The organism is Pseudomonas sp. Wu6 (genome assembly GCF_019891515.1).
In the GTDB taxonomy this organism is placed as follows: domain Bacteria; phylum Pseudomonadota; class Gammaproteobacteria; order Pseudomonadales; family Pseudomonadaceae; genus Aquipseudomonas; species Aquipseudomonas orientalis_A.
Genome location: NZ_JAFLXH010000010.1, coordinates 147859 through 160673 on the forward strand (window position 1 = coordinate 147859; position 12815 = coordinate 160673).

At 64.4% G+C, this 12815-nt stretch carries 10 protein-coding genes; 3 read left to right on the forward strand and 7 right to left on the reverse strand.

Features of this window, described 5'->3' with window-relative positions; translation table 11 throughout:
- Positions 1 to 4: 4 nt before the first annotated feature.
- The 3 genes from J1G34_RS09755 (at position 5) to J1G34_RS09765 (ending at position 3420) form a co-directional block, all read left to right on the forward strand.
- Positions 5 to 1084, forward strand: a complete 1080-nt coding sequence (locus J1G34_RS09755; RefSeq protein ID WP_104503531.1) for an alcohol dehydrogenase catalytic domain-containing protein — start codon at positions 5 to 7, stop codon at positions 1082 to 1084.
- 2 nt (positions 1085 to 1086) lie between these two features.
- Complete coding sequence (locus J1G34_RS09760; protein WP_130138926.1) at positions 1087 to 2619, forward strand: FGGY-family carbohydrate kinase; 1533 nt, start codon at positions 1087 to 1089, stop codon at positions 2617 to 2619.
- Between the two features lie 75 nt (positions 2620 to 2694).
- Complete coding sequence (locus J1G34_RS09765; protein WP_065892580.1) at positions 2695 to 3420, forward strand: SDR family oxidoreductase; 726 nt, start codon at positions 2695 to 2697, stop codon at positions 3418 to 3420.
- Here J1G34_RS09765 and J1G34_RS09770 read toward each other — a convergent pair.
- The 7 genes from J1G34_RS09770 to J1G34_RS09800 form a co-directional block, all read right to left on the reverse strand.
- Positions 3417 to 4421 carry a LacI family DNA-binding transcriptional regulator gene (locus J1G34_RS09770; protein ID WP_065892579.1) on the reverse strand — a complete coding sequence of 335 codons (1005 nt, stop codon included), beginning with the start codon at positions 4419 to 4421 and terminating at the stop codon, positions 3417 to 3419. The two genes, J1G34_RS09765 and J1G34_RS09770, sit on opposite strands and share 4 nt — an antisense overlap.
- Positions 4422 to 4479: 58 nt before the next feature.
- Complete coding sequence (locus J1G34_RS09775) at positions 4480 to 5343, reverse strand: LysR family transcriptional regulator (RefSeq protein ID WP_065892578.1); 864 nt, start codon at positions 5341 to 5343, stop codon at positions 4480 to 4482.
- 79 nt (positions 5344 to 5422) lie between these two features.
- Positions 5423 to 6679, reverse strand: coding sequence for a Vps62-related protein (locus J1G34_RS09780; RefSeq protein ID WP_222993905.1), 1257 nt, complete (start codon positions 6677 to 6679; stop codon positions 5423 to 5425).
- Positions 6680 to 7315: 636 nt separating this feature from the next.
- On the reverse strand, positions 7316 to 8071 hold the full coding sequence (locus J1G34_RS09785) for a proteinase (RefSeq protein ID WP_065896075.1): 756 nt from the start codon (positions 8069 to 8071) through the stop codon (positions 7316 to 7318).
- Positions 8072 to 8178: 107 nt separating this feature from the next.
- The gene (locus J1G34_RS09790) at positions 8179 to 9591 is read right to left on the reverse strand and encodes an efflux transporter outer membrane subunit (protein WP_222993907.1); all 1413 of its coding nucleotides are present in this window, start codon (positions 9589 to 9591) and stop codon (positions 8179 to 8181) included.
- Positions 9584 to 11545, reverse strand: coding sequence for a MacB family efflux pump subunit (locus J1G34_RS09795; protein ID WP_222993925.1), 1962 nt, complete (start codon positions 11543 to 11545; stop codon positions 9584 to 9586). The genes J1G34_RS09790 and J1G34_RS09795 overlap by 8 nt, the downstream gene beginning before the upstream one ends.
- Before the next feature lie 13 nt (positions 11546 to 11558).
- Entirely contained in the window at positions 11559 to 12725 is a 1167-nt protein-coding gene (locus J1G34_RS09800) for an efflux RND transporter periplasmic adaptor subunit (RefSeq protein WP_130139135.1), read from the reverse strand.
- Positions 12726 to 12815 lie beyond the last annotated feature (90 nt).

Below are 12815 nucleotides of genomic sequence, written 5' to 3' on the forward strand. Positions count from 1 at the left end.
CACCATGGACAAGCACACTGATATGCAAGCCGTCGTCTGCCACGGCCCCAAAGACTACCGCCTGGAACGCATCGGCAAACCCCGGGCGCGGCCCAATGAATTGGTGATCCGCATTGCCGCCTGCGGCATCTGCGCCAGCGATTGCAAGTGCCATTCCGGCGCGGCGATGTTCTGGGGCGGCGACAATCCCTGGGTCAAGGCGCCTGTGGTGCCGGGCCACGAGTTTTTCGGCTATGTGGTGGAGGCGGGCGAGGGCGCCGAGGAGCACTTCGAAGTGACGGTGGGCGACAAGGTGATCGCCGAGCAGATCGTGCCTTGCAGCAAGTGCCGATTCTGCAAGTCGGGCAAATACTGGATGTGCGAAGTGCACAACATCTTCGGCTTTCAGCGTGAGGTCGCCGAGGGCGGTATGGCTCAATACATGCGCATTCCCAAGACGGCCATCGTGCACAAGATTCCCGAGTCGGTGTCCCTGGAAGACTCGGCGCTGGTGGAGCCCATGGCCTGCTCGATCCATACGGTCAACCGTGGCGATATCCAGCTCGACGACGTGGTGGTGATTGCCGGCGCCGGCACCCTGGGCCTGTGCATGGTGCAGGTGGCGGCGCTGAAGACGCCGAAGAAACTGGTGGTGATCGACATGGTCGACGAGCGTCTGGAGCTGGCGAAAAAGTTCGGCGCCGACGTGGTGATCAACCCGTCGCGGGACAACGCTCGCGCAATCATCAACGGCCTTACCGATAATTATGGCTGCGACGTGTACATCGAGACCACCGGCGTACCGGCCGGCGTCACCCAGGGCCTGGACCTGATCCGCAAGCTCGGGCGCTTCGTCGAATTCAGCGTGTTCGGCGCCGAGACCAGCGTGGACTGGTCGATCATCGGCGACCGCAAGGAGCTGGACGTACGCGGCGCCCACCTGGGTCCGTATTGCTACCCAATTGCCATCGACCTGTTCGAACGCGGCCTGGTCACGTCAAAAGGCATCGTCACCCATGACTTCCCGCTGGATGACTTCGCCGAGGCCTTCGAGCTGGCCAACTCGACCAAGTCGATCAAGGTGCTGTTGAAGCCGGTGCTCTGACGATGAACTACGTGATGGGTGTAGACATAGGGACCCAGAGCACCAAGGCGCTGCTGGTGGATGCCCACGGCACGATCATCGCCCAGCACAGCCAGGGCTATCGCGTGGATACGCCGAAAGTGCGCTGGGCCGAGCAATGGCCGCAGGTCTGGCTGGACGCGGTCGAGACTTGCGTGGCGCAGTGCATGCTCAAGGCCGGTGTTGCGGCGCAACAGGTCAAGGCGTTGTGCATCAGCAGCCTGTACGGCGGCTCGGGCATCGCGGTGGATGCGCAGATCACACCGTTGCACCCGTGCCTGATCTGGATGGACCGTCGTGCCGGTGAGCAAGTGGCGTGGGTGCGCGGGAATGTCGACCTGGACCGCATGTATGCGGTCACCGGCAACTCGCTGGACAGCTACTACGGTTTCACCAAGATGCTCTGGCTCAAGCAGCACCAGCCTGACGTATGGGCCAACACGCGCTACCTGTTGCCGCCCAACAGCTATATCAACTGGTGCCTGACCGGCGAGCTGGCGGTGGACCACAGCAGCGCCGGCAATATCGGCGGTGTCTACGATGTGGTTGCGCGCGGCTGGTCGGGCGAGATGCTCGATGCACTGGGCATCCCGCCGGCGATGATGCCGGAGCGGTTGCTGTATTCCGGCGAGGTGGTGGGCGGTTTGCTTCAGGACTGGGCCGCGCGCCTGGGCCTGCAGGCGGGCACGCCGGTGCTCGCCGGTGGCGTGGATGCGGCCATGGCGACCCTGGCGGCGGGCGTCACCCAACCGGGCAACCATGTGGCGATGATCGGCACCAGCATGTGTTGGGGCTACCTCAACCAGCGGGTGGACGCGCAGCACGGGTTGGTGAGCATGCCTCACGTCTATAACGGTCATCGCGACCTGTACATCTTTGGTGGTGCGATCACCGCAGGGGCATCGGTCAGCTGGTTCCGCGAGCAGTTCTGCCAGGCCGAGGAGCAACAGGCCCGGGCGAGCGGCGAGGACAGCCTGGTGTTGCTCGAGCGCAGCGCGATGAATATCCCGGCGGGCAGCGAGGGTCTGTTGTTCCTGCCGTACCTGATGGGCGAGCGCAGCCCGGTGTGGGACGACCGCGCCAGCGGCAGTTTTGTCGGGCTGAACCTGTATCACACGCGCATCCACCTGTACCGCGCCGTGCTCGAAGGGGTGAGTTTTGCCCTGCGCCACAATATCGAAGCCGGCACCCGGGGCGCACATTCCCTTGACCCGCGCTTGATCGTGGTGGGCGGTGCGAGCCATTCGGATGTGTGGATGCAGATCATCGCGGACGTGACGCGCTACCCGGTGTACACCATCGTCCAGGAAGTCGAAGCGGCGCTGGGGGCGGCGTTGCTGGCAGCGCACACGGTGGGGTTGGTCAGTGATGAGGCGATGGACAAGGGCTGGGTGCAGTTGGCATTGCGGGCGCAGCCCAAGCGGGAGAATGTCGCGGTCTACGACCAGGCGTTTGCCGAGTACCTGAAGCTGTATCCCGCGCTGAAACCGATCATGCATAACCTGCAGGCCAACTGACCCGACAGGGTCAAACATGTGGGAGGTGGCAAGCCCCCTCCCACAGGGATCACCATTGTTTCGGGAATTATATTCATGCAGGCTACTTTCGACTTCACTCACCAGCGCATCCTCGTCACCGGCGCCAGCAGCGGCATCGGCCGCGAAATCGCCCGGCAGCTGATCGCCAGTGGCGCCGAGGTCTTCGCCCTGGGCCGCGACGCCCAGGCCCTGGCCGAACTGGGCTGCCACAGCCTGAGCGTGGATATCGCCGACAGCGCCGCACTCGACCACGCCTTGAGTGAGCTGCCGGCGCTGCACGGCCTGGTCAACTGCGCCGGCATTTCACGCCTGGAGCCCGCCGCCGCCATCAGCGCCGAAGCCTTCGACCAGGTGATGCAGGTCAACGCCCGCGCCGCGGCGCACGTGGCCAGCCGTGTGGCGGCAAAAATGATCGAAGAGAACATCGCCGGCAGCATCGTCAACGTCTCAAGCCAGGCCTCGCTGGTGGCGCTGGATGATCACCTGAGCTACTGCGCCTCCAAGGCCGCCCTCGATGCGATCACCCGCGTGCAATGCGCCGAATGGGGTCGCTTCGGCATTCGCGTCAACAGCGTCAACCCCACTGTCACCCTCACGCCGATGGCGACCATGGCCTGGTCCGATCCGGTCAAGCGCGACCCGGCACTGGCCGCCATTCCCCTGGGCCGTTTTGCGCACACCGTGGACGTCGCGTTGCCGGTGCTGTTCCTGCTCAGCGATGCGGCCAGCATGATCAGCGGCGTGAGCTTGCCGATTGATGGCGGCTATACCAGCCGTTAGCCGTTCTCCAACTGCCCGGCGATGACCACCTTGTCCCTTGGCTTGTGCGGGTCTTGCAGGCGATCGAGCAACAGGCGCACCGCGCTGCTGCCGGCCAGCGACGCATCGTGGGCCACGCAGGCGATGGGCACGCCGAAAATATCGGCGAAGGGCAGGCGGTCGATGCCGCAGATGGTCAGGCTGTCGTGGGCGATGTTGTGCATGCGCAACGCGCGCAGGGCGCCGAGGGTGATCAATTGGTTGAAGCCCATGATCGCGTCCGGCGCCGAGTGCGCGGCGAGGTAGTCGAGGGTGTGCAGGTAGGACGGCATCAGCGTGTAGTCCCCGGCCTGCACCTCGACCTGCACCTGGGGATGCTCGGCCAGCACTTCGCGCAGGCCCTTGAGGCGTTCGACGGTGATGCGCGAGTGTTCGGGGCCGGTCAGCACCAGCAGGCGCTTGAGGTCCGGGGTCTGGCGCAACAGGTAATGCGCGGCCTGGATGCCGCTGTGGTAGTTGTCGAGCACCACGCGGCTGAACGGGCTGTCGTGGAGTGTGCGGTCAAGCAGCACCACCGGGGTCTTGCCGTTGCCCAGCCGCTCGAGATAGTCGGGCTGGTAGCTTGGCTCATCGGAGACCGGCGACAGGATGATCCCCGCCACGCGATAACCCAGCAGGGTATCGACGGCCTTGCTTTCCAGTTCTTCGAGCTCATCGGTGTCCACCAGCATGATGGTGTAGCCGTGCTTTTTCGCTTCGCGGGAGATCGCCTTGATCATCTCGCTGTAGAACGGGTTGTCCACCGATGCGGTGATCACGCCGATGATCAGGCTTTCACTGCGCTTGAGCCCGCGCGCGAAGGCATTGGGCACGTAGTCGAGTTCGCGCGCCACTTCCAGAATGCGCGCCAGGGTGGCGGGTTTGACCAGGTCAGGTTTGCTCAACGCCCGGGACACGGTGATGGTGGTCATGCCCACCCGTTTGGCGATGTCGCTGATGGTGACGGACTTTTTCTTGTTCATCGGTAAGGCTGCAAGAGGACACACCCGCAGGCTAGCATGCGCGCCGGCCCAGAGTGATTCAAATCAGCGGGTCCCAGCGCTGCGACCAGTCACCTTCGGCCTTGACCACTTCGCGCAACAAGGTCAACGCCTGCTGCAGCACCGCCGAATCCCGCGCCCGCGAATACACCAGGTACGTCGGGAAACTGAATTCCGGCGCCTTGGCCACCCGCTGCATCACGCCGCTGTCCAGGTAGCTTTGCACCACGCGCGTGCGGAAATACCCGGCGCCGCCGTTCTCCAGGATGTACTGCAACGCCAGCGGCCCGAGGTTGAAACTCACGGCCGCGCGCGCGTGGTCGGGCAGGGCGGCGTCGTGCTGCTGGCGAAAACCCTGGCCCCAGTCGATATACACGTACGGCTCGGGCTGGCTCGTCAGTTGCACCAGGATCAGTTTTTCTTCCAGCACCTGCTCTACCTGCAAACCCGGCCAGTACTGCGGCTGGAACACCAGCGCGGCGTCGAGCACGCCCAACTCCAACTGGCGCAACAGGTATTCGCCCTCGCGAATTTCGGTGCGCAGGGCATGCCCGGGGATATGCTCGCGCAGCGCCTTGGCCCAGCCGAGCATCAGCGGGTTGCACAGGCTGACCTCACCGCCGATATGCAGCACATTACGATAGCCATCGGGCAACGGCAGGTCGCGGCGCGCCGCTTCCCAGGTTTGCAGCAACTGGTTGGCGTACACCACGAAGGCCTCGCCGTCGGCGGTCAGACGGGCACCGGCGCGGTTGCGCACGAACAGCGTACTGCCCAACTGGTTTTCCAGGTTTTTCACCCGTGCGGTGATGGCGGTCTGGGTGACGTGCAGTTTCTCCGCCGCTGCGGCGAGGCTGCCGCAGCGGGTGATTTCGAGGAAGGTGCGTGCCAGCTCGATGTCCATGTCGGTTCCGAAATCAAAGGAAAGTCGGCGCCATTGTAGGACGACTGGCGGCAAAGGGTGAGCGCAATGGCGCGTTCACTCAGGGCAGGATAATTTCGGCGGACGTTTCTCCTGCTATGGAGCGGCTGACCCTGACGGTATTGCCCTGGGTCGCAGGGTATTCGCTCCAGTACAGGCTGTTTTCATTGCTTCGGGTATACATCTGGCCCACCTGGCGCCCATCCGCCCTGAGCAGGCGATAGTCGCTGTTGATCAGGTAGACCGCTACGGCCTTGTGAGGCCCCAGGGTGCACCAGACGGTGTAGGTTTCGGATTTGGCCCAGCCTCGGGTTTGCGTGCTGACATGGGTGACGCTCAGGCTGATTTTTGCAGAGGCCTTGAAGAAACTGGCGAATTGCAGTTCGACGCTGCTTTCTGTGCCGACGGTCTGCGAGGTGCTCTCGGTGGTTGACCCATTTTCGATGCGGGTACTCGCCCAGTTATAGCGTTGTACGGTCGAAGTGTTGTTATGCGCGTGGTTGAGCAGCACGTAGTAATCCTTGCGCTCCAACTGGTAGTAGGGCGTCTGGGTCAACTGTTCCATTGGGGTCAGGTCGGGGTCTTCGATCGTGAACCAGGGCAGTTGGGTGACATAGGCCGTGGTGGTTTTTTCGAACGCTGAAGGCTTGGCGTAGCTGTGCAGAATGGGGGCGACGCTGGGCGCCGTCGATTCAATCAGCATATGTGCGCGCAGGGCATGCACGGGGGGACTGGCCAACGGTCGAGCATAGCCCGGCTGGCCCATGAAAGTGGCGGCGCTGAAATACACTTCAGCCGGTGGCGCAGTGGGCGGCTTGACACTCCAGGCGGAAAAATCCCCGGGTGCGCCGGTGCCTCGATCGCTCCACAGCAGTTCGTCGATGTGCGACGTGACCGGCAGATCATCACGCAGGCACCGAACCGCATTCACGGAAGGCTCAAGCAGGCCGTTGCCAACTACCAATCCCATTGCCACATAGCCTTCAGGCGGCACCGGGCGCCAGATCGACACGTTGTGCCCCGGTTGCTCAAAGGCCCATACCCGTTCGAAATCCGTGGGTGGCTTCAAGGCGGTACCCGTGGGGCCATTGGCATCGGCGACCACCGGCATCGCCTGGACGCCGTCGATGGTGTTGAAATTATCTTCAAGCCTGTCGCCGATCGGGTAGTAGCCAGCCAGCTTCGGAGGTATGCGAGGGCGCCAGAGACCGGCGGGCGCGTCGCCAAAATGCCCATCCTCGCGACGCCGGTTGTTCCAGAGGTGAGTAAAGTTGTTAGTGAAGTTGATCAGCAAGTCTTTGTATTTAAGGGGGACCATCGGGATCGCTCTGTTCAGTCGGGAAACCCCTGGCGGTTATCAGGCCGCCGGAAGGTTGAGTACGCTGGACAGTTGATACCTGCTGGCGAAGCGGGGAGCGGTAGATAGCTATGATTGGAACGCAGTGCAAATGTGGGAGGGGGCTTGCCCCCGATGGCGGCCTCTGGGCCGACCAGGATGTTGGATCAGATCGAGTACATATCCGTTTCTGCGGTCACGGCCACTTAGGGTTCCGCCCTGACGGCGGCTCACTTTTGAAAAGCGCAAAAGTAAGCAAAACGCTCTTGCCCCACCACTCGGCACCTCGCTTGGGCTCGGTGTGCCCGAACGCAGGCTTGAATCCGTGGGCCGCCGCCACGCGCCATCCATGGCGCGGGGCGGCTAACCCGGCGTCCTGCCGGGTTACCCACGGATTCAAGCCTGCGTTCGGCCAGCGTGGTTTAACGGGGCGCCTGAGATCAAGATCAAAAGCCAGATCAAGAGCGACTCGCTGCGCATCGTGGTTACGGTTGGGCGCTGCTGAGTTGTGTAGATACTTATGGTCATCGGGGGCAAGTCGAATCGTCGCACCGCCCCTCCCACATTGGGTTGTGGGGTGAATCAAGAGTGATCGAACTTCGGTAGATCCGGTACGGCTCACTCCCAGCCGCCACGGTCGAGACACCGGGTGTTCGCCGGAGGCTGTTTGCCGTAGGCCAGAAACTCCCCGAGCCAGCGGCTGACGCAGCCGTCGGCCGTGGCCTGGGCGGGTTCCTTGAGCAGCAGCGAGTCGACGCCGGACGCGCTCGGTTCGCCGCGCCCGGCGTTGACCAGCACCATGCGTGCGATGCGTTCGGGAAACAGCGTGGCGTAGCGGTTGCCCAGGCGCGCCGCGTCGGCATTGCCGACGTAGTTGAGCCGGGACTCGCCCAGTTGCCCGCGCACATACTCCATATCCTCTGCCGCCTGTTCGAGGGCGTCGCTGCCTTTGAGGTCGCGGCTGCTCAGTTCGATCATGTCGTAGCGGTCGACGAGCATGCGATACGCCGGGGTGGCGTAAGACTCCCAGCGGCCGGCCAGATGCAGGGCAAAGGTGGTGTTTCTGGCCGTACGCGGATCGCCGGACTGGATAAACACCACGCCCTCGCGGTTGAGCGGGTCGCGCGCGCCGACGCGTGTCACGCTCAAGCGCAGGCGGCCGCGGCCAGGGGCGGCATGGTCGCGGGGCACCGTCACCAGGCCACATTGGGTACGGGCGAGTACGTCGGGGTCGAGCTGCTCGAACACCGGGAACGGGCAGTCGAGTAACCAATCAATGGCGGTGGGCGCGATCAACGGCTCGGCCAGGGCCAGGTGTGCGATCAGCCAGCCGCCGAGGCAGACCAGGCATTTTCCAACAACGCTGGATTTCATTAGAAGGTCCCGGGAAGCCGTGTGAAGTCGGCTTTTTTACCAAGGACCTTGGGTCTAATAATGTAAGGCGATTAAACGGATCGTGTACGAAACTGGAGTTTCGTTTATCAGGTGCCGCTATTCCAGCCACCGCCCAAGGCTTTGTACAACGCGATGCTGGCCTGCAGGCGCGACAGCCGCAGTTGCACGTCCAAGTCCTGGGCCGCGTACAACGTGCGTTGGGTCTCCAGCACTGTGAGCAAATCCTCGGCGCCCGCCTGGTAGCGGCTTTCGGCGATCTGGAACGCAGTCCGGGCCTGTTGCAGTTCTTCGGCTTGCCATTGGCGTTGCTGGTCGAGGCGGCTGATGCTGCTGAGGGCTTTTTCCACATCGGCAAAGCCGTTGATGATCGCCCCACGGTAGATTTGCAGAAGCTCATCCTGGCGCGCGCGGGCCTTGTCGCGTTCGGCGCTTAAACGACCGTTGTTGAAGATCGGCGCCACCAGGCCCGAGGTCAGGGTGTAGAACGGGCTGCGCAGGATCTCGTCGGCCTTGTAGGCGCCCGAACCCAGGGTCGCGCCCAGGGTCACCGCAGGCAGCATCGCCGCGCGGGCGACGCTGACGTCGGCACTCGCCGCCGCCAGCTGTGCTTCGGCCCGGGCGAGGTCGGGGCGCCGGCTCAATAACTGGCTGGGCACCCCGGGCCCGATGGTTGGCCAGGTCAGTGCCGGGAACACCTCGCTGCCCAGTTCCAGCGCCTGCACGGGCTGGCCGAGCAATGCGGCCAGGGTGATGCGCGCCTCTTCGGCCAGTTGCTCGACCAGCGGCAGTTGCCGTTGCTGGCCGGCCACCAGGCTTTTCTGTTGCGCCAGTTCCAGGGCCGTGGCGGAACCGGCGTCGTAGCGGGTTTGCACCAGCTTCAGCACTGCGCGCGCATTCGCCAGGTTCAGCTCGGCGATCTGCACGCGTTGGCGCGCCGCCAGGGTTTGCGCGTAGCGATCGGCGACGTTGCTGAGCAGGGTCAGTTCCACGTTGGCCTGGTCGAACCGGCTGGCCTGCAGGCTATGCAGGGCGCCGTCGCGCGCAGCGGCGCGACCGCCCCAGAAGTCGAGTTCGTAGCTGGCCGTGAGGTTAGCGTCATAGCTGGTGACGGTTTTATTGTTTTCGGTGGCGTTGAGGTCCGAATTGCCGCTGCCGCGCAGCAGCTTTTCGCGGGTGGCGGTGAGGTTGAACTTGACCTCGGGCAGCAGCGGTGCGCCGGCAATCACCGCTGTTGCCTGGGCCTGGCGCACGCGGGCCATGGCGGCGGCCACATCGAAACTGTCACGCCGCGCCTGGTCGATCAGGCGGTTGAGCGACGGGCTGCCAAAGTGCGTCCACCAGCGCTGGTTGGTGGCTTGGCTGGCCGCGCGTTTGGCAGAGTGCCAGGCGGCGGGCGGCGAGATGCCGCTGTCGACGGCGCCGGGGTTGCCGGCGCAGGCGCTGAGCAGCAGGCACAGTCCGAGCAGGGAAAGCGGTGTGGCAAGGGAGGGTTTATTCACTGGTCAATGCCTTAACCGGATCGAGCCGGGCAGCTTTACGGGCCGGCATAAAGCCGAATACGACGCCGGTGACCAGCGCGCAGCCAAAGGCACCGAGCATCGCCACCAGGGAAAACTGCACGGCCACTTCGGCCAGCACCAGCACGCCGCCCACCAGCAGCGCCAGGGCGATACCGAATAACCCGCCGACCACCGAGAGCATCACCGCCTCGGTGAGAAACTGGCGCAGGATGTCGCGCTGGCGGGCGCCGGTGGCCATGCGGATGCCGATTTCGCGGGTCCGTTCACGTACCGTCATCAACATGATATTCATCACGCCGATGCCGCCCACCAGCAGGGAAATCGCCGCAATCGAACCGAGCATCAGCGACAGGGTATTGGCCGTGCGCGCCTCGGCCTGGATCATCGCGGCGTTGTTGGTCAGGTGGTAGTCGTCCTTGCCGTGGTGCAGTCGTTTGAGCAACTGATCGATGGCCTGCTCGGCGGCGTTCACCCGGGTGGCGTCGGCGGCGGCAATCACCACGTACTCCGGGTTGTAGCTGCCGAACAGGCGGATGCTGGCGGCGGAGTAGGGGATGGCAATGCGATCGTCGCTGTCCTTGTTGCCCGAGCTGGAGCCTTTTTCCTGGAGCACGCCGACCACCTGGAAGGGCACGTTTTCGATCAGGATGTACTGGCCGATGGGGTTGACCAGGCCTTTGAACAGCTTGTCGCGCACCCGTGCGCCGATCACCGCGACGGTGGCGGCGTTGCGTTCGTCGGCCTCGGTGAAGTAGCTGCCCTCGACCACCGGCCAGTTGAAGATGGTCGGGAAATTAGTGTCGTTGCCGCCCACATAGGCCATGTAGTCAATGTTGCCGAAACGCACGCCGGCTTCGGCGCCGTTGACCGGCATGATCCGTTTCACCTGCGGCAGGGTGGCCAGGGCGGCCACGTCGGCGGGGGTGATGATGCCCAGGGGCGTGCGCGGGTTGGGCGACGAACCGCTGACGTACAGAATGTTCGAGCCGAACGCACCCATCTGCGCCATGACCTGGCGCTTGCTGCCTTCACCCACGGCCAGCATGACCACCACCGAGGCCACCCCGATAATGATGCCGAGCAGGGTCAGCGCGGTGCGAAACCGGTTGATCCACATCACGCGCCAGGCCGCTTGCAGCGCGTCGAGCAGTTCGGCTTTCCAGGCACCGTTGTGTTCGGCGCCATCGGCCAGGCGCTGACGCAGGTCCACGGCTTGCAGCGCCGCGCTGTTCGCGGGGGCGGGCGCCTCGGTCTGAGGGGCGGGCGAGTCGCTGATGATCAGGCCGTCGCGAATCTCGATGATGCGGTTGGCTCGCGCCGCCACTTCGCGGTCATGGGTAATCAGGATGACCACATGGCCCTGGCTCGCCAGTTCGTCGAGCAGGGTCATCACCTCGGCGCCGCTGTGGCTGTCGAGGGCGCCGGTGGGTTCGTCGGCGAGGATGATATGCCCGCCGTTCATCAGCGCACGTGCAATGGACACCCGTTGCTGCTGGCCACCGGAGAGCTGGTGCGGACGGTTGCCGGTGCGCTCGGCCAGGCCCAGGCGGGTGAGCAGGGCATTGGCGCGGGCGTGCCGTTCGCCGGCACTGATACCGGCATAGATCGCCGGCATCTCGACGTTTTCCTGGGCCGATGCCGACGGGATCAGGTGGTAGCCCTGGAACACGAAGCCGAACGCTTCGCGGCGCAGCCAGGCCAGTTCGTCGCTGCCCAGTTGGGCGACGTTTTCCCCGGCGAACAGGTAGTCGCCTTCGCTCGGGCGGTCGAGGCAACCGAGGATGTTCATCAACGTCGACTTGCCGGAGCCCGACGCGCCGACGATGGCGACGAATTCCCCGGCGTGGATCGACAGGTCGATGCCGCGCAGCACGTCGACCTGCGGGCTGTCGCCGCCGCCGTAGGATTTGCGGATGTGCTTGAGTTCGATCATTGGCGTGGTCAACTCAGCCCCCGCTGCCGTCGGCCGGGCCGATCAACAGGTGATCGCCTTCGTCGAGGCCCTCCAGCACCTGCACGCGCAGGCGGTCGCTGATGCCCAGGCGCACCGAACGCTGCTCGATGCTGCCGTTTTTCGCCACCACCCGGGCGAGTTGCGTATCCGCCGTGGGCGCGCCTTGCAGCGCGGCGACCGGTACGGTCAGGGCGTCCTTGACTTGGCTGGCGACGAAAAACACCTGGGTGGTCATTTCCGCCATCAGCGCGTTATCGGCGTTGTCGACGTCCAGTAACACCGTGTACAGCACCACGCGGCCGGTGCCGCTCTTGCTGTTGCTCGGGCTGCCGCTGCCCTGGGTTTCGTTCAACGGCTTGGGCGGGATCGGCAGGATCTGCCGCACGGTGCTGGTCCAGCGCCGGCTGCCGCCGCTCAAGGTGGTGAAATACGCACTCATGCCGGGTTTGACATGGCCGATATCCGCCTCGGACACTTCGGCCCACACCGTCATCGGCGACAATTTGGCGATGCGCAGGATCAGCGGCGTTTGTTGTTGCGCGTTGAGGGTCTGCCCGACGCGCGCATCCACCGCCACCACGGTACCGGCCATCGGCGCGTAGATGCGCGTGTAACCGAGTTCCGCTTCGTCGCTGCGCAGGCTGGCCCGGGCCTGGCGAATCTGGGCCTGGAACATGTCGACCCGCGCCTGGGTGGCGTCCAGTTCGGCCCTGGCGGTTTGCACATCTTCTTCGCGGGTGGCGTTACCGGCGCTCAGGCGTTGCTGACGCTGGTATTTCTGGCGCGCCAAGGCGTGCTGGGCGTTCTGCTCCTGCAATTGCGCCTGCAGGTTTTCGATGGCGTAGCGGCTGGCGTCGAGCTTGGCTTTTTGCGTCGACGGGTCGATCTCCACCAGCAACTGGCCTTCCTTGACCTGATCGCCGGCCTCGACGTGGATCTTCTGGATCTGCCCGGAAGCCTGGGCGCCGACATCCACATACCGCCGTGGTTGCAGGGTGCCCAGGGCCGTGACGCTGTTTTCGATATCGCCCCGGGTGACCGTCACGGTGGCCAGGGCGTCGCGGCCCGGCGCAAGGGCTTGCCAGGCGACAAACGCAACGATGGGGATCAGGCACGCCACCACAAGCAGGGCGCGTCGGGCAGGTCGAGGGCGTTTCATGCGTAGGTTCCAGCCAGGAAAGATCGGGGCGCAGTCGCGCAGAGCTGACAGGTAAACGAAGAAAGTCGCCGGGGATTTAGGCTGTTACAC